Raw genomic sequence first — 23,426 nt, 5'->3', positions numbered from 1 at the left:
CTGTTGCCCGGGGGTGCGCGGGGTGGTTCGGTGGGGGCATGGAGCGCAGGATCGCGATCGTCACCGGGGGGACCTCCGGGATCGGGAAGGAGATCGCGCGGGGGCTGGCCCGGGCGGGGATGCTGGTGGGGATCGTCTGCCGGAACGAGCTGCGCGCCGCCGCGACGGTGGAGGAGTTGACGGCGGACGTGCCGGGCGCGCGGGTCGAGACGTTCATCGGCGACCTGTCGGTGCAGATGGACGTCCGGCGGGTCGCGGCGTCGCTGGAGGAGCGGTTCGACCGGCTGGACGTCCTGGTCGACAACGCGGGCGTCTACCTGCTGCGGGCCAAGGTCAGCGCGGACGGGTACGACCGCGTGATCGCGACGAACCACCTGGGGCCGTTCCTGCTGACGAACCTGCTGCTGGGCCTGCTGGAGAAGGGCGCGCCGTCGCGGGTGGTGGTCATGGCGTCGGAGGCGCACCGGTTCTCGGACAGGCTCGACGTCGAGCGGATGGCCGAGCCCATGTCCTACGGTCCGTCCGGGGCGCTGCGCGTGTACGGGCGGTCGAAGCTGCTCAACATCCTGTTCGCGCAGGAACTGGCCAGGCGGATGGAGGGCAGCGGCGTCACCGCGAACGCGGTCTCCCCGGGGTTCGTCGCCACGAGCCTTGGAAGGGACGTCCGCGGCACCGAGCGCGTCCTGGCCCTGTTCTCGCACACCCCGGTGACGCGGACCCCCGCGCAGGGGGCGCGGATGGCTCTACGGCTCGCGCTGGACGAGGAGTTCGAGGGGCGCAGCGGCGGCTACTACAGCTCGACGCCGGGCGCCGGAAGGCTGCCGACGGTCGAGGCCTTGAAGGATTCGGAGCTGCGGCGCGCGGTTTGGGACCGTTCTGTCCGTCTTGTGGGGCTGCCCGCCCTATAGGGTCAGGGTGCGTGAGCCAACCGTACGGACCGCCTGACCGACCCGGTGCCTGGAGCGGCCCGCCGCAGCCGGGCCCCCAGCCGGGCCCGCGGCCGAGCCCCCAGCCGAGCCCTCAGCAGCCCCACCCTCCGCAGCAGCCGGGTCCGCCGCCGCGGCCGTCCGCGTTCAAGGACTTCTTCAACGGCGTCGGCTACCTGCTGCGCGGCATCGGATGGGTGGCGCGGCACCCGGCCCAGTGGCTGTTCGGGCTGATCCCCGCGCTGATCGTCCTGGCGGTGTACGCCGCGGCGCTGGTCTTCCTGGCGTACCGGATCGACGACCTGGCCGGATGGATGACGGGCTTCGCCGACGGCTGGTCCGACGCGGCGCGCTCGTCGGCGCGGGTCGTGGCCGGGATCGCCCTGTACGGGGCGGCCCTGTTCCTCGCGGTCATCACGTTCACGGCGGTGACGCTGCTGGTGGGCGACCCGTTCTACGAGGCCATCGCGGTCCGGGTGGAGGAGTCGCAGGGCGGCGCGCCGCCGGAGCCGGACGTCCCGCTGCTGGTCCAGATCGGGCGGGCGGTCAAGGACGCGCTGATCCTCGGGGCCGTGGCGCTGGCCTTCGCGGTCGTGTTCTTCGCGTGCGGGTTCCTGCCGGTGGTGGGGCAGACGGTCGTCCCGGTGGTCGCGGCGCTGGTGTCGGGCTACTTCCTCGCGGGCGAGCTGACGTCGATCGCGCTGGAGCGGCGCGGGCTGCGGCGCCGGGACCGGTTCGCGCGGCTGAAGACCCGCCGCCCGCTCGCCGTCGGGTTCGGCGCGGCGACCTTTGTGGTGTTTCTCATCCCGTTCGGCGCGGTGCTCGCGATGCCCGGCGCGGTGGCCGGCGGGACGCTGCTGGCGAGGGAGCGCCTGGCCGACGACCCGTTGGCCGAGGCGGGCCTGACGAGTCCCGCGTGAGCGCCCGGGGCGCCGCCACCGAGGCGATGAGAAGATGTGTCCTGAGCGTGATGACCGGCCGGAACGGCACGAGTGATCTTGGCGTAACGTGTGCCGCATGTCCGATCAGGGGGAGCGCAGTGTGCGCTGGACCGAAATGAGCGAGAGCGAGCCGCGGGACGGCGCGGAGGGCGCGACCGGGCCGCAGGCGGCCTTCCCCGAGCCGAAGGTGCCGGAGGTGCCGGTGCCCCCGCCGACGGGCCGCACCGACTTCTCCGCGTCCGGCGAGGGCGCCGGGGCGCACGACGTCTGGGGCAAGGTCGAGACCGGGCGCCGGGAGTCCGCCGTGCGCGAGGAGCCCGACCCCGAGGACGTCAAGGTGGCGCCCGTGGTCGAGGAGAAGCCCGCCGCCGAGGAGGCGCCCCAGTGGGAGGGCTCGCTCTTCGAGGAGGGCGACGGCGACGGCGGCGGCGACGACAGGTACGTCCCGGCGGTCCCCACCGGGTCCGGGCAGCCGGCCAAGCCCGGCAAGCCGAGCAGCGGCAACTGGCAGATGCCCGACTGGATGGCCGACGAGGACGCCGCGGACGCCAAGCTCGGCGGCTCGCCGAGGCCGCAGCGCGACGTCCTGGACGAGCGCGGCGGCCGGTCCCGGCTCGTGCTGTTCGGCGGGATCGGCCTGCTGGTGGTCGCGCTCCTCGCGGCCGGCGGCGCCTACTTCCTGAAGAGCGGCGACGACGAGCCGGCCGAGCCCGCCGACCCGCCTGGCAACGCCGACCGGCGGGCCGCGGCGGAGCAGTCCGAGGCGGCGCAGGTGGAGATGCCGCCGGACAAGCGCCTCGCGACGTTCCCCGGGAAGCCGAGCCGGATGCTCGGTCGGGTCAACGACGTCCACTCCGGGCTGTCGTACCCGCGGCTGGCCGCCCCCTGGCAGGTGCCCACCAAGAAGAACAAGCTGGGCACGCCGGGATGGTCGGGGCAGCAGATCCTCCTGACCGAGCGGCACGCCGGGCGGTTCTGGTACGGGCAGCTCCTCACCGGCACGCTGATCCCGTCCCTGCAGAGCTCCTACCAGGGGCCGGACAGCGTGAAGACCGTGGCCGGGCTGGCCGCGAAGGGCTACGAGGCGCAGTACTACGCGTTCCCCCACAAGACGGCCCCGCTCGCGTCGCAGGCGCTGAACGTGGGCGGGCGCAAGGGCTGGCTGGTCGCCTCCTACCTCACCTACAAGCGGTCCGGGGTGCGCGCGACGGGCGAGATCGTCGTCCTGGCGGTGGTCGACACCGGCCGGAAGGCGCCGGCGGTGGTGTTCGCGTCGATGCCGAACACGAACCGCAAGCAGTGGCCGGACGTCAACCAGTTCCTCGGGCAGCTCAAGCTCGCCTCCTGACCGATCGCTCCTGACAACCGAATCTCGTTCTAATACGCTGGGGCCACTCCTGCGAAAGGTGTGGCCATGGCCATCGGGCTGACCGAGGAACACGAGGCGCTCGCGGCGGCGGTGCGCGGCTTCGCCGAACGGGCCGTCACGCGCGAGGCCGTCCGGAACGCGGACGCGGGCTTCTGGCCCGCGCTCGCCGGGCAGGGTCTGCTCGGCCTGCACCTGCCCGAGGACGCCGGCGGCGAGGGATTCGGGATCCTGGAGCAGGCCGTCGCCCTGGAGGAACTGGGCCGCGTCCTGGCTCCCGGCCCGTACGCGCCGACCGTGCTGGCGTCCGCGATCCTGCACGCGGCCGGGGCGGACGTGCGCGGCCTCGTCGCGGGGGCCCGGAAGGCGGCGGTCGGGCTTTCGGGCGGCCTCAGCACGAACGGCTCCACCGTCTCCGGGACGGTCCAACCGGTGCTGGGCGCGCCCTTGGCCGATGTCTTCGTGCTCCCCGCCGGAGACCGCTGGGCCGTCCTGGATCGGGACGACGTCACCGTCGAGCCGCTGGAGTCTCTCGATATCACCCGGCCGGTGGGATCGGTCACGGTCGGGGGCGTGTCCCTTCCGGACGACCGCCTCATCAGCGGCGTGGACGTGCACGCCCTCGCCGCCGTCCTCCTGGGCGCCGAGGCGTGCGGTGTGGCGGGACGTGCCCTGGACGACGCCGTCGCGTACGCGAAACTGCGTGAGCAGTTCGGCCGTCCGATCGGCCAGTTCCAAGGCGTCAAGCACAAGTGCGCGCGGATGCTCATCGCCGTCGAGCGCGCCAGGGCGGCGGTATGGGACGCCGCACGCGCCCTGGGCGAGCCGGAAGAGCAGCGCGCCTACGCCGCCGGGGTGGCGGCCGTCCTGGCGGCGGACGCCGCCGTCACCTGCGCGGAAGGCAACATCCAGGTCCACGGAGGCGTCGGCTACACCTATGAGCACGACGCCCACCTCCTCTACCGGCGGGCCCTCACCCTCCGCGCGCTCCTCGGGCGGGCGAGCGCGCACCGCGCGGAGGTCGCCGCGCTCGCGGTCGGGGGCGTCCGGCGCCCGATGAGCATCGAGCTGGCGGAGGACGCGGCGCCGGTCCGCGAGGAGATCCGCGCCCGCGTCGCCGAGCTGGCCGCGATGGAGCCGCTCGAACAGCGGGCGGCGATGGCCGAGGGCGGCTGGGTGACGCCGCACCTGCCGAAGCCGTGGGGGCGGGACGCGGGGCCCCTCGAACAGATCGTGATCCAGCAGGAGCTCGGGGCGGCGAAGGTGCGCCCGGTGCCGCTGATGATCGCGGCGTGGGTCGTCCCCTCGCTGGTCCGGTACGGGACGGCGGAGCAGCGGGAGCGCTTCCTCCCGCCGACGCTGCGCGGCGAGATCATCTGGTGCCAGCTGTTCTCCGAGCCGGAGGCGGGCTCCGACCTCGCCGGGCTCCGGACCCGCGCCGAGCGCGCCGAGGGCGGCTGGACGATCACCGGGCAGAAGATCTGGACGTCGCTGGCCCGCGAGGCGCGGTGGGCGATCTGCGTCGCGCGCACCGATCCGGACCGTCCCAAGCACGACGGAATCACCTACTTCCTCGTCGACATGGAGTCGCCCGGCATCGAGGTCCGCCCGCTGCGCGAGTGCACCGGCGACGCCGTGTTCAACGAGGTGTTCCTCGACGGGGTCTTCGTGCCGGACGACCTCGTCGTCGGCCCGGTCAACGAGGGCTGGCGCGTGGCCCGCACGACGCTGGCCAACGAGCGGGTCGGCCTGACCAGCAGCTTCCAGCTCGGCGGCGACCTGCCCAAGCTGCTCGACCTCGCGGCCGGGCTCGGCCTGGACGGCGACCCGCTCGTCCGCGACGGGATCGGGCGCCTCGCCTGCGACGAGCACGCGTTCAACCTGCTCGGGCTGCGCGCCACGCTCAAGCGGCTCTCGGGCACCGACCCGGGCGCCACGGCGAACGTCCGCAAGCTGGTGGCGATGGAGCACGGCCAGCAGGTCACCGAGTTCGGGTTCACGCTCCTCGGCGAGGAGGGCGCCCTGACCGGCGGGCGCCGCGACCCCCTGCGCGCCCGCTGGACCCGCTACCTGCTCGCCTCCCGGGCGATGACGATCGGCGGCGGCACCACCGAGGTCAACCTGAACGTGATCGGCGAGCGGATCCTCGGCCTGCCCCGGGACCCCGAGCCGGTCGGGTAGCGTCCAGGCTCACATGCGGGAGCGGACTGCTTGACCGACCGGACGCGGCACCTGGTGGCCGCCCTCACCGGCCTCGGGCTCGGGCTCGCGGCACTGGGGCCGGGGCTCGCGCCCGGCTTCGTGCTGTCCTACGACATGGTGTTCGTGCCCGACCCGGCGTTCACCCGCCTGACGTTCGGGCTGACGGGGGTCGTGCCTCGGCACGTGCCGAGCGACGCGTTCGTCACCGCGCTCGCCGCGATCGTCCCGGCGGACGCGGTGCAGAAGCTCGTCCTGCTGGCCGTCTTCGTGATGGCGTGCACGTCGGCGGCGTCGCTGGTCCCCTCGCCCCGGCTGCTGCCGCGCCTGGCCGCCGGCGTCTGCTACGCCTGGAACCCGTTCGTCGCCGAACGCCTGCTGCTCGGACAGTGGGCCCTCCTTCTCGGCTACGCGGCCCTGCCGTGGGTGGTGGCGGCGGCCGCGCGGACGGACGAGCCCGGCGGTGGCCGCCGCCTCGTCCGCGCCCTGCTCCCCGCGGCGATCGGCGGCTTCGCGGCGCTGGCGGTATCCGCCATGACGGCTCTGGCCGTCGCCTTCATGGGGGCGGGCCGCCCGCGTGACCGGCTGCGCGCCGGACTGCGGGTCGCGGCGGCCGCGGCCGCGCTCAGCCTGCCCTGGCTGGTGCCGGGGGCGCTGCGTCCCGCGGGCCTGCCCGGAGACGGGACGGCCGTCGGCCTGTTCGCGGCCAGGGCGGACACCCCGTTCGGGACGCTCGGCAGCCTGCTCCTGCTCGGCGGGGTGTGGAACGGCGAGACGGTGCCGAGCGGCTACGGGGCGCCGGTCACCGCGACGATCTGGCTGGTCGTGGTGGTGGTCGCGCTGGCCGCCTACTGGAGATGGTGCAGGGAGCCCGGCTGGCGGCGGGGCGCGGCCGTCGCGGCGGCGGCCGGGTTCGCCGTCGCGGCTTTTGGAGCGGTGGCGGCGCCCGTCCTCGAAGGCGTCATCGGCCTGTGGCCGGGGTTCGCCGTCCTCCGGGACGGGCAGCAGTTCGCGGCCCCGCTCGCCGTCGTGGTCGCCGTGGGGCTGGGGACGGCCGCCGACCGGGCGGCCGAGGCCCGGTGGCCGGGAGTGGCCGCCGCGGCGACGGCGGCCCCGGTCCTCCTGCTGCCGACGCTGGCCTGGGGCGCGGCGGGCGATTTGCGGGCCGTCCGATACCCGGACGACTGGGCGCGCGCACGGCAGATCATCGACGGGGACCCCGCCCCGGGGGACGTGTTGGTCCTGCCCTGGGCGTCCTACCGGAGCTACCCGTGGAACCACGGCCGCCGGGTGCTCGACCCGATGCCCCGCTACCTGCACCGCCGCGTCGTCGTGGACGACGCCGTCACGGTCGGCGGGACGACCGTCGCCCCCGAGGATCCGAGGGCGGTCGAGCTCGCGCCCGCCGCGCGGACCGGAACCCCGCCCGTGACCACGTTGCGTGACAGGGGAGTACGGTACGTCGTCGTGGACGCCGAGCCGGGCGCCCACCGCCCCTCGGGCGCGGCCACGGAGGTCCTGCGAGGCCCTGACCTGGTCGTCTACCGGCTCGACGGGGTCGCGCACGGGGCCCGCGACTCGGCCCCGCTCGCGCCCGTGGTGGCCGCGTGGGTGCTGACGGGTCTCGCCGTTTTCTGGTCAATCACGCCCTCAAGGACTACTCTGAGCTTCCCGTTACTCGGCGGTATCACGCCTCGCAGACCCGACCCCCGACGAAGGACCCCCTGATGCGCATCGCCATCGCCGCAATCGTCGGCGTCCTGCTGGCCTCCGGAGCCTCGTTCGGCGCCGTCCAGCTCGCAAGCGCCTCCCAGAAGGACCCCGTCATCAAGCCGCTGTACAACTACGGCTCCCGGTGACGTGTAGGCCCTGATGGGGACCAGGCGTGACCGGCCCGCACTTCTGGAGATCGTCGTTCCCGCCTTCAACGAGGCCGACCGGCTTCCGGCGGGACTGGATCTGCTGTGCGGCAAGCTCGCGGGCCTCGCGGCGCGGGCCGAGGTCATCGTCGTCGACAACGCCAGCACCGACGGGACGGCCGGCATCGTCGAGTCCTGGGACGGGCCGGTCCCCGTCCGGCTGGTGCGCTGCGAGCGCCGGGGGAAGGGAGCGGCGGTCCGCGCCGGACTGCTCGCGACACGGGCCCCGTACGTGGGCTTCATGGACGCCGATATGGCAACAGACCTCGCCGCGCTGGACGAAGCCATCGTCCTGCTGCGCGAGGGCCGCCCGGTCGTGGTCGGGTCAAGGCGCCACGGTCGGTCGGTCGTCCAGGGGTACGCGCTGCCCGTCAGGCGCCTCGGCGCCATCACCTTCAACCGGATCGTCCGCGACCTCGTGGGCGGCATCCCCGACACCCAGTGCGGGTTCAAGTTCTTCTACGGCCCCCTCGGACGGGCCGCCGCGAAGGACCTGCGCACGTCGGGCTTCTCGTTCGACGTCGAACTCCTCGCCCACTGCGTGCGGCGCGGAGCGTCCGTGACGGACATCCCGGTGGTCTGGCGTGACCGTCCGGGATCGACGTTCTCGGTCCGGCGGCATTCGCTGCAATGCCTGCTCGACCTGGCCCGGATCCGCGCGCGCGCCGGAGTCCGGCTGCCGCTCATACCGGTGAGGCCGAACCTCCCGGTCGTGCCGCTGCGGGCGGTGCTCGGTGAGCCGAGCCCGGTGCCGGCCGCCCTGTCGGAACCCATCGCCCTGTCGAGTCCGGTCGCCCTGTCGCACGTGGCCGCACTGGCTGAGAACGTTCCCGCGTCGCGCGCGAAGACGGGATGAGCGAGAAGCTGCGGCTGGCGGTCGTCAACTGGAGGGATCCCTGGCATCCCTCCGCAGGCGGCGCCGAACGCTACGCATGGGAACTGGCGCGCAGGTTCGCCGGTGAAGGAGCCCGCGTCCATTACGTGACGAGCAGGGCGCCGGGGCAAAGGCGCAGGGAACGCGTCGAGGACGTGGAGTTCGTACGTCTCGGCGGCCGTTTCACCGTCTACCCCTTGGTCCTGCTGTGGATGCTGGGTTTCCGCCTCAGGCGGCGGCGCTTCGACGCCGTCGTCGACTGCCAGAACGGCATCCCTTTCTTCACGCCGTGGGTCATGCCGCGCCGGGTTCCGGTGTTCTGCGTCGTCCACCATGTGCACGACGCTCAGTTCGGTCTGTACTTCCCCAGATGGCTCGCGTGGGTCGGCCAGGTCCTGGAGGGGCCGGTGAGCCGCTGGACTTACCGGCGGCACGCGTTCGTCGTCGTCTCGCCGTCGACGGAGCGCGCCGTCAAGGAGCGGCTGGGCTGGAGCGGTCCGACCTACGTCGTCCCCAACGGAACGGTGGTCGCCGAACCCGACGGCGCGGTCCCCGAGCCCGCCGGGAACCCGGATCTCGTCTGCGTGACCCGGCTCGTCCCGCACAAGCGCCTTCCTCTCCTTCTCGACCTCGCCGGCGACCTCGCCGAGACCCATCCCGGGCTGAAGCTCCACATCGTCGGGGACGGCCCCGAGGCGGCCACCCTCGCGACCGAGATCAGAGCCCGCGGCCTGGAGAAGGTCGTCATCGCGCACGGCTACGTCGCCGAGAACGTGAAGGCGGCCCTGGTCGCCCGCGCCGACCTGCATCTCAGCACGTCCCAGGGCGAAGGCTGGGGCCTCAGCGTCATCGAGGCCGCCGCGTTCGGCGTCCCCACCGTCGCGCACGACGTGGACGGCCTGCGCGACGCCGTCCGCGACGGGGCCACCGGATGGCTCGTCCGCGACGGCGACGACCAGGCCGACGTCGTCCGGCGCGCCCTCAAGGACCTCGCCGATCGCGCGGAGCGTGATCGCATCGCCACGGAATGTCAGAGGCGGGCGGCAGAGTTCGACTGGGCGCGCACCGCCGCCCGGATGCGGGACCTCGTCGCCGCCGCCGTCCGGGCCCGCGAGGCCGGTGCGCGAGGCGACCGAAGGTACGGTGACGGGCACCCTGGCTGACGCCCGGGAGAGCAGAGAGGGGCAGAGGGCGAGCATGGCGGTGGGAGAGGCGAATCCGCCCCGCGCCGGCGCGTCCCGCCGACCCGTGCCGGACGGTCCGGACGTCGCGGGCCGGGTGCGGGAGCGGCTGCGCGTCCTCGCGTGCTGCCTCGCGCTGACCGCGCTCGCCTTCGGCGCCCGCCCCGGCGCGATCCTGGCCGACACCAAGATCGACATGGCGGTGAACCCGCTCGGGTTCCTCGGCCGCGCCCTGCACCTGTGGGACCCCGAGCAGTTCGGCCAGCTCCAGAACCAGGCCGTCGGCTACCTGTTCCCGATGGGCCCCTTCTTCGCGCTCGGCGACCTCGCCGGAATGCCCGCGTGGATCACCCAGCGGTTCTGGCTGGCGCTGCTGATGTGCCTGGCGTTCACCGGCACCTGGCGGCTCGCGGGGCGCCTCGGCTTCGGCGCCGGCGGCGACGGGCAGGGCGCCCGCCTGTTCGCGGCGATGGCCTACGCGCTGGCCCCGAACGGGCTGGCCACGCTCGGGCAGATCTCCTCGGAGTACCTGCCGGTCGCGATGCTGCCCTGGATCGTCCTGCCGCTGGCCGGCGCGGCGGCCGGGGAGACGGGGCGGCTCAGGGCGGCGGCGAGGTCGGGCCTGGCGATCGCCTGCTGCGGCGGCATCAACGCGACCGCGACCGTCGCCGTGCTGGTCGTCCCGGTCGTGTACGTGGTGACGCGGCCGCGCGGATCGTTCCGGGCTCGGATGCTCGCGTGGTGGTCGGCGGCGGCGGGCGCGGCCGTGGCCTGGTGGCTCGCCCCCCTCCTGCTCACCGGAACCTACGGCTTCTCCTGGCTGACCTACACCGAGAAGGCGCGGACCACGGCCGGGCCGACCGGCCTGATCAACGTCCTGCGCGGCGCGGAGCGCTGGGTCAACTACCTGATCGTGGACGGGCAGGTCTGGTGGCCGGTCGGGCACGGCCTGTCCCTCGGCCCCGTGGCGATCGTCTGCACGGGCCTCGCCGCCGCGATCGGGCTCGCCGGGCTGCTGAGCCGGCTGCTGCCCGAGCGGACGTTCCTGCTGCTCACGCTGCTCGCCGGGCTGGCGATCCTGTCGATGGGCCACTTCAGCGGCCTGCCGGGTCCGTTCGCCGAGCAACTCCGCGACCTGCTCGACGGCCCGCTCGCCCCGCTGCGCAACCTGCACAAGTTCGACGCGGTCGTCCGGCTGCCGCTCGCGCTCGGCCTCGGCCACGCGCTCGTCGCCGCGGCACGCCGCACGGCGGGCCACGTGCGCGGCCGGGAGGCCGGGCCGGCGTCCGGCCCGGCGCTGAGATCGCTGCTCAGCCTGCCGGTGGCCGCCGCCGTCGCGCTCGGCGGCATCGGCGTCACGGCCGCCTCGAAGGGCCTGTCCGGGCCGGGCGAGTTCACGGAGGTGCCCCGGTACTGGCGGGACGCCGCGGCGTGGATCAACGCGCGGGCCGGGCGGCAGGGAGTGCTGGCCGTCCCGGGCGCGCCGTTCGGCGAGTACCTGTGGGGCCGCCCCATGGACGACATCGTCCAGCCGCTGCTGTCGGCGCGGTGGGGCGTCCGGCAGCTCGTCCCGGCCGGGTCGCCCGGGTACACGCGCGCGCTCGACGCGATCGACCAGCAGGTCCGGTCCGGGCAGGGGTCGCCCGGCCTGAGCGCCTTCCTCGGCCGGATGGGCGTCCGGTACGTCCTGGTGCGCAATGACCTGCGGCGCGAGTCGCTGCGGGGCGCCTGGCCCGCCCGCCTCCACCAGGCGCTCGGCGACTCTCCCGGGATGCGGAGGGCCGCCGCGTTCGGCGGGCCCGTCGGCGGGGACGCCGACGACGCGGTGACCGCCGTCGACCAGAAGTACCCGGCGCTGGAGGTCTACGAGGTCGCCGGCGCCGCAGGCGTGGCGACCCTCGCCGACGCCGCGGACCCCGTCCGCGTGTACGGGGGGCCGGAGTCGCTGCTGCCCATGGCCGACGGCGGCACGCTGCCGGACGGGCCCGTCCTGCTGGACGACGACGCCGCCGACCTCGGGGGCGCCCCGGTCGTGACCGACTCGCCCCGCCTGCTGCGCCGCAACTTCGGCGAGCTGCACCAGACGTCCCCGACGCTGACCGCCGCCCGCGAGGGCGAGGCCGCCGACGTCCTCGACACGGGCTGGAGGCGCTACGCGACCCACGTGACGTACGGCGGCGGCGTCCGCGACGTCACGGCGTCCACCTCGGCGGCGGGCGACGACGCCGTCCCGCAGGCGCGCGAGCCCGAGGCGACCCCGTTCGCGGCGCTCGACGGCGACCAGTTCACCGCCTGGAAGACGGGCGGCTGGAGCGGGCCGGTCGGGCAGTGGCTCCGCGTCGACTTCGACCGGCCCCGCGAGGTGCCGAGCCTCACCGCCGCGTTCCTCCAGGACGGGTCCCTCGGCCCCGCCGTCTCGCGCGTCGCCGTCGAGACCGAGAACGGGACGGTGCGGCAGGACGTCCAGAAGATCGTGACCGGGCAGCCCCTCCGCGCGCCCGGCGGCCCGACCCGCTGGCTGCGGCTGCGGATCCTCGGGCTGGCCTCCGAGCCGCTCGTCCCGGGTTTCGCCCGCGCGGGCGTGGCGGAGCTGTCGATCGGCGGCGTGCGGCCCGCCCGCACCTTCACGATGCCCGCGCCCGCCGGCCTCGCCGGGCCCGCGACGTACGTGATGAGCCGGGCGCAGGGCGCCGCGGGCGAGTGCGTGAAGGGCAGCCGCCGCTGGGTGTGCTCGCCGTCCCTCGGGTCCGGTGACGAGGAGGAGGCGGGGTTCGACCGGACGTTCACCGCCGCCGCCGCGGGCCGGGCCGCCGTCACCGGCACGGCCGTGCTCACCGACCGGCGGCTCGTCGAGCGGTTCACCGCCGTCCGGGGGCAGCCGGCCGTCGCCGCGAGCTCGGTCCTGGCCGACCACCCCGCCGATCAGCCGAGGGCGGGCTTCGACGGCGACCCCGGGACGGCCTGGATCGCGGGGGAGCGGGACGAGGCGCCCACGTACACCGTCCGGTGGAAGGGCCGCAAGCGGCTGGCGTCCGTCACCGTCACCCGTCCGCCCTCTGCCTCCGGGCCGATGCGCGTCCGGGTCGAGGGGGCGAACGGCCAGACCCGCGAAGGGCTGTCCGACGCCCAGGGCAGGCTGGCGTTCGCCCCGATGACGACCGACCGGGTCACGTTCACCTTCTTCCGGGAGAGCCAGGCCCAGCCCGTCCAGGTGACCGACCTCGTCATTCCCGGCGTCAAGCCGATCCCCGACGTCCGCGCCGTCCCGCTGCGGCTGCCGTGCGGGTACGGCCCGAAACTGCGGATCGGCGGCGCCGCCGTCCAGACCAAGGCGACCGGCACGCTCGGCGACCTGCTCGCGGGCCGGCCGCTGCGGTTCAGCGCGTGCGCTCCCGCCGCGCTCCAGGCGGGCCGGAACCGGCTGGAGTCCGTGCCGTTCGACCCCTACCGCCTCGACACGGTGACGGTCGGGGCGAAGCCCCGCGCCGCCGCGTCGGCCCGGCCGCCGCAGCAGGTCAAGGTGCTCGAATGGGGCTCCAGCACGCGCAGGCTGGAGGTGGACGCCGCCACCGCCTCCTTCCTCACGGTGAACGAGAACTTCAACACCGGTTGGCGCGCGACCGTCGGCGGCGCCGAACTGCGAGCCGTCCGCCTCGACGGCTGGAAGCAGGGCTGGGTCGTCCCGAAGGGGACCAGCGGCGTCGTCGAGCTGGCCTACGCCCCCGACCGGGCGCAGCGGACCGCCGTCGTCGCGGGCCTCGTCCTGCTGCTCGCCCTGCTGGTGATCGCCGTCTGGCCGTCCGGGCGGGGCCGGCGCGGCCCGGAGCCCCGCGCCCTCGTCGCCGGGACGGGCTGGCCCGCGTGGGCGGCGGTCGCCCTCGCCGCCGCGCTCGGCGGCTGGATCGCCGGGCTGCCCGGCCTCGCCGTCACGGCCGCCGTCGCCGCCGCCTGCGGCTGGGCCCGCACCCGCCGCTCCGCCGTGCCGCGCGCCCTGGCCTCGCCGTGGCCGGTCGCGCTCGCCATGCTCGCCGGGGCGGGCTGCCTCGCCGCCGGTGTCCGGCTCGACCTGATCGACAACCCGGCGGCCCCGTCCGGACCGCTCGGCGACATCGCCCCGCAACTGCTCGGGCTCGTGATCGTCGGGCGGCTCGCGGTCGAGCTGTGGCGCCCGAAGCCGCCCGGCGGCGGCTCCGGCGGCCCGATCCCGCTCAGCTGGACGGCGCCGGGGCAGGGTCCGCCTGACGGGACGGCGCCCGGCGGCGGGTCAGCCGCCGGACCGGCCACTCCACCAGGTAGTGGGTCAGGGCCCCCGCTGCGATGGTCGCCGCAGCCACCACCGGCAGATCCGTCGCGACGTTCCCCCGGAAGCCGCGGCCGGTCGCGTCGAACCAGGCGATGATGATCAGGAGCTGCCACAGGAACACGCCGTAGGAGATCCGGCCGAGGAACCGCATCACCGGGTTCCCCAGGATCGCGCCGAGCGCCGGATGGTCCGCCGGAGCCAGCGCCACCGGCGCCACGAGCGCCGCCGCGCACAGCCCGAACACCACCACGTGCAGCAGGGACGTCCAGAAGGCGTCCGGCGTCTGGAGGCTGAGCGGCCCGGCGGCGGGCGTCGCCGCCACCACGTACAGCATCGCCGCCGCGACCCAGCACGCCGCCCACGAGTCGGAGACGGCGCGGCACACCGCGGCCACGGGACGGCGCTCGTCCAGCCGCGCCCACACCGTCACCACCGCGAGCGCCATCCCGATCGCGAACCAGGCGAAGTACCGCGGCAGCCAGACCCCCATCCCGGTGTGCCGCTCCGGGACGAACATGAGGACGGTCCACGGCAACGACAGCGCCGCGTACACGCCGATGCCGACGAGGAGGCGCCGGGCGCGGACGCCGACGTCGCGGCTGCCCGTCCGGCGCGCGTACCAGGAGAGGGCGGCCGCGGTGAACGGCAGCAGGACGTACCAGCCGGCCTCGACGACGAGGCTCCACATCTGCCCGAGGTGCGCGGGCCCGAGGTCGCCGTTCCACCACGGGTCGGGCAGGTAGGTCTGCGTCAGGGTGAGCAGCGATCCCCAGGTCAGCGGGTCGCCGACGTGGTCGCGCCCGGCCGTGAACATGAACACCACGACCACGGCCCAGTACGCGGGCAGGATGCGGAACACGCGCCTGCGCAGGTATTCGGCCGTCCGCGGCGCGGCCCGCCCGTCCAGGACGGCCGCCGCCCACGGGCGGTAGAGCAGCAGCCCGGAGAGCGCGAAGAAGATCGGCACGCCCACCTGGCCGCCGTTGAACAGCCACCGCGCGCCGTTCGGATTGGTGATCGAACCGGCCGCGCTCGCGACATGGAAGACCAGGACCACGAGCGCCGCCACGGCGCGCAGGCCGTCCACGGTGTCCTGATGCCCCGAAACGGGCGGCGCCGCAGACCGGACCCCCCGCTCACCAGCCCTCACGAACCCGGCCCCCCGAGCACGCCACGGTTCTCGACCCAGCCAAGCCCCCCAACCCCCTCACCCCGCCGGAGCGCGTCTTGCTCTCCGAGCACGACTTGCCCGTTGAGCGGGGCGTGCCTCCCGAGCGTGGCGCGCTTCCCGGATCCGTCGTGCTGCCGGAGCGCGTCCGGCTCTCCGAGCGCGTCTCGTTCTCCGAGCGGGACTTGCTCTCCGAGCGTGGCGTGCTTCCCGCGTGTGGCCCGCTTTCCGGAGCTGCCGTGCTGCGGGAGCGCGTCCGGCTCTCCGAGCGCGACTTGCTCGTTGAGCGGGGCGTGCTTCCCGAGTGTGGCGGGCTTCCCGGATCCGTCGTGCTGCCGGAGCGCGTCCGGCTCTCCGAGCGCGTCTCGTTCTCCGAGCGGGACTTGCTCTCTGGGCGGGTCTTGCTTTCTGGGTGTGGGGTGGTCGTTGAGGGGAGTGTTTTTTCTGAGTACCAGGACGAGGTTCCAGGTGGCGACTTCGCGTAGGCCCGGGACGCGGACGACGGCCTCCGCCCAGCGCGGGTGGTAGCGGGGCAGCGCGTCCAGGACGGTCGCCTGGTCGTTCCCGCGGGCCCACCTGAGCGCCGACGACACCGACACCGGATGCAGGCCCAGCCCGAACCGGTTCTTCGGCGGGGACCCGTTCCGGCGCTCGTAGCGCCGCGCGGCCCGGTCGCCGCCGAGATAGTGCCAGGGGGACGTCTCGTGGCCGCCCCACGGGGACAGCCAGTTGGTGAACGAGAGGAAGACCGTCCCGCCGGGCCTGGTCACCCGGACCATCTCGTCGGCCATGCGCCAGGGGTCGGGGACGTGCTCCAGGACGTTCGACGAGAAGCACACGTCGACCGACCCCGTGCGGAAGGGGAGGGCCAGCGCGCTCCCGACGAGGGTGTTCGGCACGTCGACGGCGTGCGCGGTCAGTTCGGAGAGGTCGTGGTCGATGCCGGTGCAGCGCGCCCCGGCGTCCGCCAGCGCGCGGGCGAAGAACCCGGAGCCGGTCCCCACGTCGACGACCGTCGCGCCCGCCAGATCGGCGTACGAGCCGAGCTGCGCGACGGTGTCGCGCGCCATCAGCTCGTAGAAGTACTCCGGTTCGCTCTGCTCGCGCCGGAAAGCGCTCAGCAGCCGGACCGACCGCGCCAGCGTGGCCCGGTGCCCGTTCCCGGGACGTGTTCCGTCCCGCCTGGGGGGCGCCGCCGCCATCGCCACCTCACCGTCCGTGTCGTCGAGCCCGGTCGTCCCGCCGATCGGGCGCCCGCAAGGTAACGGGGAGCTTACCGACCAGTACAGCGGTCCGGTAGGGTGACCCGGACATGCTGGAGGTGGGGCCCGGCGGCTCGGCGAGGCCCCCGCCCGCCGTGCGAGCGACGGCAGCCCCGGAGGTGTTCATGCGGCGACCGGTCGGCCTGGTCCTGATCGGCCTTGGCGCGTTCTTCCTCACGCTCGCGCCGCTCGTCCGTTTCTATGTCGCCGACCAGGTGGTCGTCGCTCCACTGAACCGCTACCAGGTGACGAACCTGGAGTCGAAGGGCTCCACGTACTTCGACGAGGCCGACCTCAAGCTCAAGACCGGCGTCACGCTGCTGGCCAAGAACACCGTCCGCGGGGACGTCCGCGCCAACGAGGGCAACGACGACATCGCGGTCTGGGACTCGACCACCAACATCTACAACCAGGACAAGCCGGACAAGCCCGTTCAGATCCAGGGCTACCGCATCGCCTTCGACCGCCGGACCGGCGTCCTGACCAACTGCTGCGGCGCCAACGTCGACGGCGACAACGGCGTCCGGATGACCGGGTACGGGCTGCTGTTCCCCATCGCGAACGTGCAGAAGAAGGACTACCCCTTCTACGACATGACGACCAAGCAGACGGCGCCGATGCAGTTCAACGCCGTCGAGAAGGTCCACGGGCTGACGACGTATCGGTTCACCCAGACGATCCCGCTCACCAAGACGGCGGCGCTGGACGCCAAGCTGCCCGCGAAGATGCTCGGCCTGCCCGACGACGCGGGGAGCCAGAAGGTCGACCGGTACACCGAGGCCTACAACACCGTCTGGGTCGACCCGCGCACGGGCATCCCGGTCAAGCACCGCGAGAACATCCGCAGCACCGTCCGCACGGCCGACGGCAGGGGCTCGATGATCGTCGCGCAGGCCGACCTCATCACCGTCGACAGGGACCAGAAGGGCCTGGTCGACATGGCGAACAGCACCGCCCTGCAGATCGACATGGTGCGCAGCTACATCCCGGCCGCCGGCGTCCTGCTCGGCCTGATCCTGCTCTTCGTCGGCGGCCACTTCGGCATGTCCCGCCGCGAGGCCCCGCCCCTGGAGGCCCCGCGCCGCCCCGACGGCAAGTTCGGCGACATGACCTCGCCCGGCCCGCGCAGGCCGTCCGGCCCGCCCGGACCGTCCAAGCCGTCCGCGACGCCCACCGAATCAGCCGCGCCCGTCGTCCCCTCCGCCGGACCGCCCGAGCCCCGCCGCACGGCGCCCCGCAGCCAGCGCCAGCAACGCAAGGCCGCAGGCCCCGCAAAACGCCGCTGACCCCACGGGCAGGCCCCGGCTCGCCCCCCCTCGCCCTGCCCAGCCGCCCACGCCCGTATCCCAGTACGAGCTGCAACCGCCTGCCGGTCTGCACGCCGCACCGTCACCCCGCCCGCGCCGCCTCCTGCCTGCGCCGCCTCCCGCCCCGCGCCGCCTCCTGCCTGCGCTACCTGCGCCACCTGCGCCCGCGTTGCCTGAGGCCTGCGCTACCTGCGGCCTGTGTTGCCTGCGGCCTGTGTTGCCTGCGGCCTGCGCCATCTGCGGCCTGCGCCATCTGCGGCCTGCGCCATCTGCGGCCTGCGCCATCTGCGGCCTGCGCCACCTACGGCCTGCGCCACCTGCGGGCCGTGTGCCTTTGCTTTGCTGTTGCGGGGTTTCCCGTGCGTCGGCCCGTGGCGCTGAGGGGGGTTGTTGATACGTGTTCTAGAAGGTGGGCTGGCGGGCGTCCGGGATGAGATTCCTAACTAGAACCTGTTGCAGTTTTGCGGGTCCGCGCCTAGGGTCGAGGCTGTGCGGACACGAGTCACCGAACTATTCGGCATCGAGTACCCGATCTTCGCGTTCAGTCATTGCCGCGACGTGGTCGCGGCGGTGAGCCGCGCCGGCGGCATGGGCGTCCTCGGCGCCCTGCACTTCACCCCCGAGGAGCTCGAACTCGAGCTGAAGTGGATCGACGAGCACGTCGGGGGCAAGCCCTACGGCGTGGACGTCGTGATGCCCGCCAAGTACGAGGGCGCCGACGTCGGCGACGCCGAGGAGTTGCTCGGCAAGCTCCAGGGCATGATCCCGGGGCAGCACCGGGAGTTCCTGGAGAACCTGCTGGCCGAGCACGGGGTCGACCCGCCCAGCGAGCAGGCCGGCAAGGCGCTGCTCGGCTGGACGGACGTGACCGCGCGGCCGCAGGTCGAGGTGGCGCTCAAGCACCCGATCGCGCTGCTGGCCAACGCGCTCGGCCCGCCCCCGGCGGACGTCGTCGAGCAGGCGCACGAGCACGGGGTGAAGGTCGCCGGGCTGGCCTCCAACGCGCGGCACGCCCGCAAGCAGGTCGAGGTCGGCGTGGACATCATCGTCGCGCAGGGCACCGAGGCGGGCGGGCACACCGGCGACGTCGCCACCATGGTCCTCATCCCCGAGGTCGTGGACGCCGTCGGCGAGGACACCATCGTGCTCGCGGCGGGCGGCATCGGCCGGGGACGCCAGATGGCCGCGGGCATGGCGCTCGGCGCGGACGGCGTCTGGACGGGTTCGATCTGGCTGACGGTCGACGAGGCCGACACCCCCGAACGGGCCCTGCCGAAGCTGCTCAACGCCACGTCCCGCGACACCGTCCGGTCCCGGGCCTGGACGGGCAAGCCGGCGCGCTTCCTCAAGACCGCGTGGACCGAGGCGTGGGAGAGCGAGAACTCGCCGGGCTACCTCCCGATGCCCATGCAGTTCATGCTGATCGCCGACGCCCTGCCCCGGATCCAGCGGTCCGGCGACGGGGAGCTGGTCACCTTCCCGGTGGGCCAGATCGTCGGATCGATGAACCAGGTGAAGCCGGCCGCGCAGGTCGTCTACGACCTGATCGAGGAGTACGTCGAGGCGATCGAGCGCCTGAACGCCATCACCGAGGGCTGACCGCCCCCGAAGGCCCCGGCCGGTGCTGTTCCTCCCAGCCCCGGCCGGGGCCGCGCCCTTTCCCGGTGGCGCGGCGACCGTACGAAGATCATCAAAGCCCCTGATACCGGCGGTGGCCGCTGTTACGGTGTGCCCGCACCAAGATCATTTTTACGGGGAAAGGCATCGGGTGAAGAGAAGCAGAAGGCTCGCCGTGTTCGCGGGGTCCACCCTCGCTCTGGGGGCGGTCGCCGCCGCCGGGATCGTCGCGGCGCGCCCCGGCGAGCACCGCGCGGCGTCCGTCGCGGGCGCCGCCGCGACCACGTGGCCGCTCGTCCAGAGCAGCCCGAACACCGACACCGGAACAAGCCTCAGCGGTCTGGCCGCGGCACCGGACGGCACCATGTGGGCCGCCGGCGGCCGGCAGGCGAGCGGCGTCTACAAGCCGATCCTCCAGCGCCTGACCGGCGACACCTGGAGCAACGTGGCGCTGCCGGCGGCGGCCGCCCCGTACCGCTTCAACGCCGCCGCGGCCACGTCGGCGTCGAACCTGTGGCTGGCCGCCCAGCTCAACACCTCGGGTGACTCCCACGCCGTGCTGCGCTGGAACGGCACGGCCTGGAGCACGTTCAAGGTCCCGCTGGGCTTCCAGCCCAGCGACATCGCCACCGCGGGCGCCGGCAGCACGTGGGTGGTCAGCAGCTCGGCGGCCAAGCACTGGAACGGCACGGCCTGGGCCGACACCCCGATCGGGATCAAGCCCCGCGCGATCACGGCCGTCTCGTCCACCAGCGCGTGGGCGGTCGGCTGGGCCGAGGGGCAGCCCGCCACGGCCCACTGGAACGGCACCTCGTGGACCAACGTCCCGTTCCCCCGGGTCGACGGCGTGGACGTCAACAGTGAGATCGCGTCCACCCTGAGCGACGTGTACGCCGCCTCCGCGAACGACGTCTGGGCGGTCGGGTCGGTGCGGGTGGTCGACGAATCGGGCAAGAAGGTCTCGCGTTCGCTGCTGGCGCACTGGAACGGCACCGTGTGGAGCAACACCCTCGGCGCCCCCGGCACCTACCTGACCAAGGTCGCCTCGGACGGCGCGGGCGGTATCTGGGTCTCCGCCGGCACCACCATGCGCCACCGCACGGCGGCGGGCGTCTGGTCCGACGAGACCGTGGCCCAGCCCACCGGGACGAGGGCCAACCCGACGGCGCTGGCCCTCCGCCCGGGCACCACGACCATGTGGGCGGTCGGTTGGACGAGCAACAGCGCGACCGGGTGGGCCGACCTGGCTCACTGGCGCAGCAGCTGACGACCGCATAGAAGGAACCCGGCCGGCGCCGTCCCTCTGGCGCCGGCCGGGTTCCTCGGTTCGGGGGCCGGTCAGAAGCGGGTCATCCAGGACAGTGCGCGGGCCAGGACGTAGTAGACGGCGCCCGCGAGGGCCCAGTTGATGTAGAGCTGCTCGTCGGGGTCGCTGCGCGTGAAGACGTCGTGGAACGGCGTGGCGAGCCAGCGTCCCGCGTCGAGCGTGGCGTCCACCAGGGTGTTGCCGGGGTTCGCGCCGCCCCACGTCAGCAGCATGCCGAGGGCGAGGATCGCGACCGCCGCCCAGCCCGCCGCCATGATCATCGCGCTGACGGGGTTCGGCCTGGTGCGCCGCCAGCGCGGCGGCTTGCGCTGGACGGCCGTGCCGTCCGTCCGCCGCCAGAGCGCCCGCCGGGGCGGACGGGGGGACGTCTCCTCCGGCGTTTCGTGCTTGCGTCCTAGATGCAAGGCCATGGCCTCGTCCTTCCGTGCTCGCCTTCGCCCCAGGCGATGCCACGGGAGGCGCCCCGCAAACCCGGCCCCTATTTACGGACAGTCCATTTCCGGTCGGACGGACGTCACTTGCCGTGGTAGACGGGCGGGCGCTTCTCCTTGAAGGCGCGCGAGCCCTCCTTGGCGTCCTCGGAGCCGATGACCGGCCAGCCGATCTCGTCGGAGATCTTGAGGGCGTCCTCCTCGGACAGGTGCTGGGTCTCGCGGTAGGTGCGCAGGATGCCCTGGACGGCGAGCGGGCCGCAGGCGGCGATCTGGTCGGCCAGCTCGCGGGCGGCGGCCAGTGCCTGCCCATCCGGGACGATCTTGTTGATGAGGCCCATGGCGAGGGCCTCCCGCGGGGTGACCGAGCGGGCGGTCAGCAGGATGTCCATCGCGTTGGCGTAGCCGATCTGGCGGGGGAGGCGGATCGCGGAGCCGCCCATGGGGAACAGGCCGCGCTTCGCCTCGTACAGGCCGAGGGTGGCGCCCTCGGCGACCACGCGCAGGTCGGTGCCGACGAGCAGCTCGGTGCCGCCCGCCACGGCGTAGCCCTCGATGGCGCAGATCAGCGGCTTGGTCGGCTGGCCCTCGCGCAGCAGGCCCTTCCAGTGGAAGTTGGGGATCTGCGCCATCCGCTCCCGGACGCGGGGGTCGGACGGCTGCTGCCCCATGGCCTTCAGGTCGGCGCCGGCGCAGAACGTGCCCTCGGCCCCGGTGAGGATGGCGACGCGCACCTCGGGGGTGTCGGAGATGTAGGTCCAGGCGTCGGCGAGGCCCACCAGCATGGACGAGCTGAGCGCGTTGCGCGCCTCCGGGCGGTTCATCGTGACGATGACGACGTGGCCGTCGCGCTCGACGACGCAGTGCTCGGTGCTGATCGGCAGCCGTTCCGTCATGGTTCCTCCAGCTCAGATGTCAAACGAGAACAGATTCTAGTTAAGCCGCTGCCCTACCGGTAGGGGTTGAACTGCAAAACGAGAACGTGATCTACTTTGGCTGCCGGGCGTCCGCAGCGGGCGCCGGCGCTCTGTGCTCTGTGTGCTCTGTGCTCACGTAGGGAGATCCGATGGGGTCATTGGGCTTTTGGCGGCTGGCGCAGGCCGATCCCGAGTGGGTCGCCGCCATCGATCCGGACGGGACGCAGCACGCCGCGGGCGACCTGCTGGCACGCGCGAACCGGCTCGTCCACGGGTTGCGCGCGCTCGGACTGGAGAAGGGCGACGGCATCTGCGGCCTCGTCCCGAACGGCGCGGACGGGGTCGTCCTCTACCTGGCGGCGCTCCAGGCGGGCTGGTACTACACGCCGATCAACTGGCATCTGACCGGCCCGGAGATCGGCTACATCGTCGCCGACAGCGAGGCCAAGGCGTTCTTCGTCCACGAGCGGTACGCCGCCGAGGGCGCGCGGGCGGGCGAGGAGATCGAGGCCCACCGGCGGTTCGCGTTCGGGGAGGTCGAGGGCTTCCGGCCGATCGCGGAACTCGTCGACGGGCAGCCCGACACCCTGCCGGACGACCGCAGCAACGGCGCCACGATGCACTACACGTCCGGGACGACGGGACGGCCGAAGGGCGTCAAGCGGGCGCTGGCCGGGCTCGACCCCGACGACAGCGCCGAGCTGATGACGTTCCTGCTCGGCATGTTCGGCATCCCTCCGGGCCGCCCGGCCGGGGGAGAGCACCAGGCGCACCTCGTCACCTCCCCGAACTACCACACGGCCGTCACCCAGTTCGGCGGGACGGCCCTGCAGATGGGCCACACGCTCGTCTACATGGACAGGTGGGACGCCGAGGAGACCCTGCGGCTGATCCAGGAGCACCGCGTCAGCAACACCCACATGGTGCCGACGCACTTCAAGCGGCTGCTGTCGCTGCCGGAGGACGTCCGGTCCCGGTACGACGTGTCGAGCATGAAGTGGGCGATCCACGCGGCGGCGCCGTGCCCGGTGCCGCTCAAGCAGCAGATGCTCGACTGGTGGGGCGACTGCATCTGGGAGTACTACGCGGCGACGGAGGGCGGCGGGACGATCGCCAGCCCGGCCGACTGGCGCGCCCACCCCGGCACCGTCGGCAACGCCTGGCCGATCAGCGAGCTGCTGATCGTGGACGACGACGGCGAGCCCGTCCCGACCGGGACGCACGGCACGATCTACATGAAGATGGCCGGCGTCGAGTTCGAGTACAAGGGCGACAAGGAGAAGACGGAGAAGAACCGGCTGAAGGACTTCTTCACCGTCGGGGACATCGGGTACCTGACCGAGGACGGGTTCCTGTTCCTGTCCGACCGCAAGGCCGACATGATCATTTCGGGCGGGGCGAACATCTACCCGGCCGAGATCGAGAACGAGATCATCCTGCATCCCAAGGTCGGGGACGTGGCCGTGTTCGGCATCCCGGACGACGAGTGGGGCGAGCAGATCAAGGCCGTGGTGGAGCCCGCCGAGGGCGTCGAGCCCGGCCCGGGGCTCGCGGAGGAGATCCTCGCGTCGCTGGAGGGGCGGCTGGCCAAGATGAAGTGGCCGAGGTCCGTCGACTTCATCGAGGCGATGCCGCGCGAACCCAACGGCAAGCTCCTCAAGCGCAAGCTCAGGGACCCGTACTGGAAG

General features: G+C 73.6%; 15 protein-coding genes and 2 pseudogenes. 13 read left to right on the top strand and 4 right to left on the bottom strand.

Annotated features, from left to right (window positions below; translation table 11 throughout):
- Positions 1–38 precede the first annotated feature (38 nt).
- The 9 genes and pseudogenes from AB0C69_RS09795 to AB0C69_RS09755 form a co-directional block, all read left to right on the top strand.
- Positions 39–908, top strand: coding sequence for an SDR family NAD(P)-dependent oxidoreductase (locus AB0C69_RS09795; RefSeq protein WP_360352014.1), 870 nt, complete (start codon positions 39–41; stop codon positions 906–908).
- Positions 909–919: 11 nt separating this feature from the next.
- Positions 920–1,846 (top strand): EI24 domain-containing protein, encoded by a 927-nt coding sequence (locus AB0C69_RS09790; RefSeq protein ID WP_360352011.1) that lies wholly within the window; start codon positions 920–922, stop codon positions 1,844–1,846.
- A gap of 97 nt (positions 1,847–1,943) precedes the next feature.
- Complete coding sequence (locus tag AB0C69_RS09785) at positions 1,944–3,215, top strand: hypothetical protein (RefSeq protein WP_360352008.1); 1,272 nt, start codon at positions 1,944–1,946, stop codon at positions 3,213–3,215.
- Positions 3,216–3,281: 66 nt separating this feature from the next.
- Entirely contained in the window at positions 3,282–5,414 is a 2,133-nt protein-coding gene (locus AB0C69_RS09780; RefSeq protein ID WP_360352005.1) for an acyl-CoA dehydrogenase, read from the top strand.
- A 30-nt stretch (positions 5,415–5,444) separates the two neighbouring features.
- Entirely contained in the window at positions 5,445–7,160 is a 1,716-nt protein-coding gene (locus tag AB0C69_RS09775) for a hypothetical protein (RefSeq protein ID WP_360352002.1), read from the top strand.
- Positions 7,160–7,291 carry a hypothetical protein gene (locus AB0C69_RS09770; protein ID WP_258942032.1) on the top strand — a complete coding sequence of 44 codons (132 nt, stop codon included), beginning with the start codon at positions 7,160–7,162 and terminating at the stop codon, positions 7,289–7,291. Before AB0C69_RS09775 ends, AB0C69_RS09770 begins: the two co-directional genes overlap by 1 nt.
- A gap of 13 nt (positions 7,292–7,304) precedes the next feature.
- Positions 7,305–8,207: a glycosyltransferase gene (locus AB0C69_RS09765; protein WP_360351999.1), complete on the top strand. Its 903-nt coding sequence runs from the start codon at positions 7,305–7,307 to the stop codon at positions 8,205–8,207.
- Positions 8,204–9,388: a glycosyltransferase family 4 protein gene (locus AB0C69_RS09760; protein WP_360351996.1), complete on the top strand. Its 1,185-nt coding sequence runs from the start codon at positions 8,204–8,206 to the stop codon at positions 9,386–9,388. Before AB0C69_RS09765 ends, AB0C69_RS09760 begins: the two co-directional genes overlap by 4 nt.
- Positions 9,389–9,422: 34 nt before the next feature.
- A pseudogene (locus tag AB0C69_RS09755) lies at positions 9,423–11,504 on the top strand (alpha-(1->3)-arabinofuranosyltransferase family protein); the annotation flags it as partial.
- A 2,110-nt stretch (positions 11,505–13,614) separates the two neighbouring features.
- Here AB0C69_RS09755 and AB0C69_RS09750 read toward each other — a convergent pair.
- The gene (locus AB0C69_RS09750; RefSeq protein WP_360351993.1) at positions 13,615–14,796 is read right to left on the bottom strand and encodes an acyltransferase; all 1,182 of its coding nucleotides are present in this window, start codon (positions 14,794–14,796) and stop codon (positions 13,615–13,617) included.
- Between the two features lie 521 nt (positions 14,797–15,317).
- Positions 15,318–16,079, bottom strand: a pseudogene (locus AB0C69_RS09745) (methyltransferase domain-containing protein); the annotation flags it as partial.
- A 110-nt stretch (positions 16,080–16,189) separates the two neighbouring features.
- Between AB0C69_RS09745 and AB0C69_RS09740 the strand changes: the two are divergent.
- The 3 genes from AB0C69_RS09740 to AB0C69_RS09730 all read left to right on the top strand — a co-directional run bounded on the left by AB0C69_RS09740 (position 16,190) and on the right by AB0C69_RS09730 (position 20,330).
- A complete protein-coding gene (locus tag AB0C69_RS09740; protein ID WP_360351990.1) occupies positions 16,190–17,425 on the top strand; it encodes a DUF3068 domain-containing protein in 1,236 nt (411 codons plus the stop codon).
- A gap of 510 nt (positions 17,426–17,935) precedes the next feature.
- The gene (locus AB0C69_RS09735; RefSeq protein WP_345181730.1) at positions 17,936–19,045 is read left to right on the top strand and encodes a nitronate monooxygenase family protein; all 1,110 of its coding nucleotides are present in this window, start codon (positions 17,936–17,938) and stop codon (positions 19,043–19,045) included.
- A 169-nt stretch (positions 19,046–19,214) separates the two neighbouring features.
- Positions 19,215–20,330, top strand: a complete 1,116-nt coding sequence (locus AB0C69_RS09730; protein ID WP_360351985.1) for a hypothetical protein — start codon at positions 19,215–19,217, stop codon at positions 20,328–20,330.
- Positions 20,331–20,401: 71 nt separating this feature from the next.
- On the opposite strand, the gene AB0C69_RS09725 is transcribed toward AB0C69_RS09730, so the two are convergent.
- Together AB0C69_RS09725 and AB0C69_RS09720 are read right to left on the bottom strand one after the other, a co-directional pair.
- Positions 20,402–20,800, bottom strand: a complete 399-nt coding sequence (locus AB0C69_RS09725; protein WP_345181726.1) for a hypothetical protein — start codon at positions 20,798–20,800, stop codon at positions 20,402–20,404.
- Between the two features lie 104 nt (positions 20,801–20,904).
- On the bottom strand, positions 20,905–21,717 hold the full coding sequence (locus tag AB0C69_RS09720) for a crotonase/enoyl-CoA hydratase family protein (RefSeq protein WP_345181725.1): 813 nt from the start codon (positions 21,715–21,717) through the stop codon (positions 20,905–20,907).
- A gap of 170 nt (positions 21,718–21,887) precedes the next feature.
- Between AB0C69_RS09720 and AB0C69_RS09715 the strand changes: the two genes are divergently transcribed.
- On the top strand, positions 21,888–23,426 hold a 1,539-nt coding region (locus tag AB0C69_RS09715; RefSeq protein ID WP_360351980.1), incomplete at its 3' end, for an acyl-CoA synthetase.

Source organism: Actinomadura sp. NPDC048032, assembly GCF_040653175.1.
Lineage (GTDB): Bacteria > Actinomycetota > Actinomycetes > Streptosporangiales > Streptosporangiaceae > Spirillospora > Spirillospora verrucosospora.
Note: the sequence above shows the minus strand (reverse complement) of the source record. Positions and strands in the feature narration are given on the sequence as shown.

Excerpts from the sequence above, each read along its gene's own strand:
- AB0C69_RS09795 (WP_360352014.1), top strand. The coding sequence starts at position 39 with ATGGAGCGCAGGATCGCGATCGTCACCGGGGGGACCTCCGGGATCGGG.
- AB0C69_RS09785 (WP_360352008.1), top strand. The coding sequence starts at position 1,944 with ATGTCCGATCAGGGGGAGCGCAGTGTGCGCTGGACCGAAATGAGCGAG.
- AB0C69_RS09780 (WP_360352005.1), top strand. The coding sequence starts at position 3,282 with ATGGCCATCGGGCTGACCGAGGAACACGAGGCGCTCGCGGCGGCGGTG.
- AB0C69_RS09770 (WP_258942032.1), top strand. The coding sequence starts at position 7,160 with ATGCGCATCGCCATCGCCGCAATCGTCGGCGTCCTGCTGGCCTCCGGA.
- AB0C69_RS09765 (WP_360351999.1), top strand. The coding sequence starts at position 7,305 with ATGGGGACCAGGCGTGACCGGCCCGCACTTCTGGAGATCGTCGTTCCC.
- AB0C69_RS09760 (WP_360351996.1), top strand. The coding sequence starts at position 8,204 with ATGAGCGAGAAGCTGCGGCTGGCGGTCGTCAACTGGAGGGATCCCTGG.
- AB0C69_RS09740 (WP_360351990.1), top strand. The coding sequence starts at position 16,190 with ATGCTGGAGGTGGGGCCCGGCGGCTCGGCGAGGCCCCCGCCCGCCGTG.
- AB0C69_RS09725 (WP_345181726.1), bottom strand. The coding sequence starts at position 20,800 with ATGGCCTTGCATCTAGGACGCAAGCACGAAACGCCGGAGGAGACGTCC.
- AB0C69_RS09720 (WP_345181725.1), bottom strand. The coding sequence starts at position 21,717 with ATGACGGAACGGCTGCCGATCAGCACCGAGCACTGCGTCGTCGAGCGC.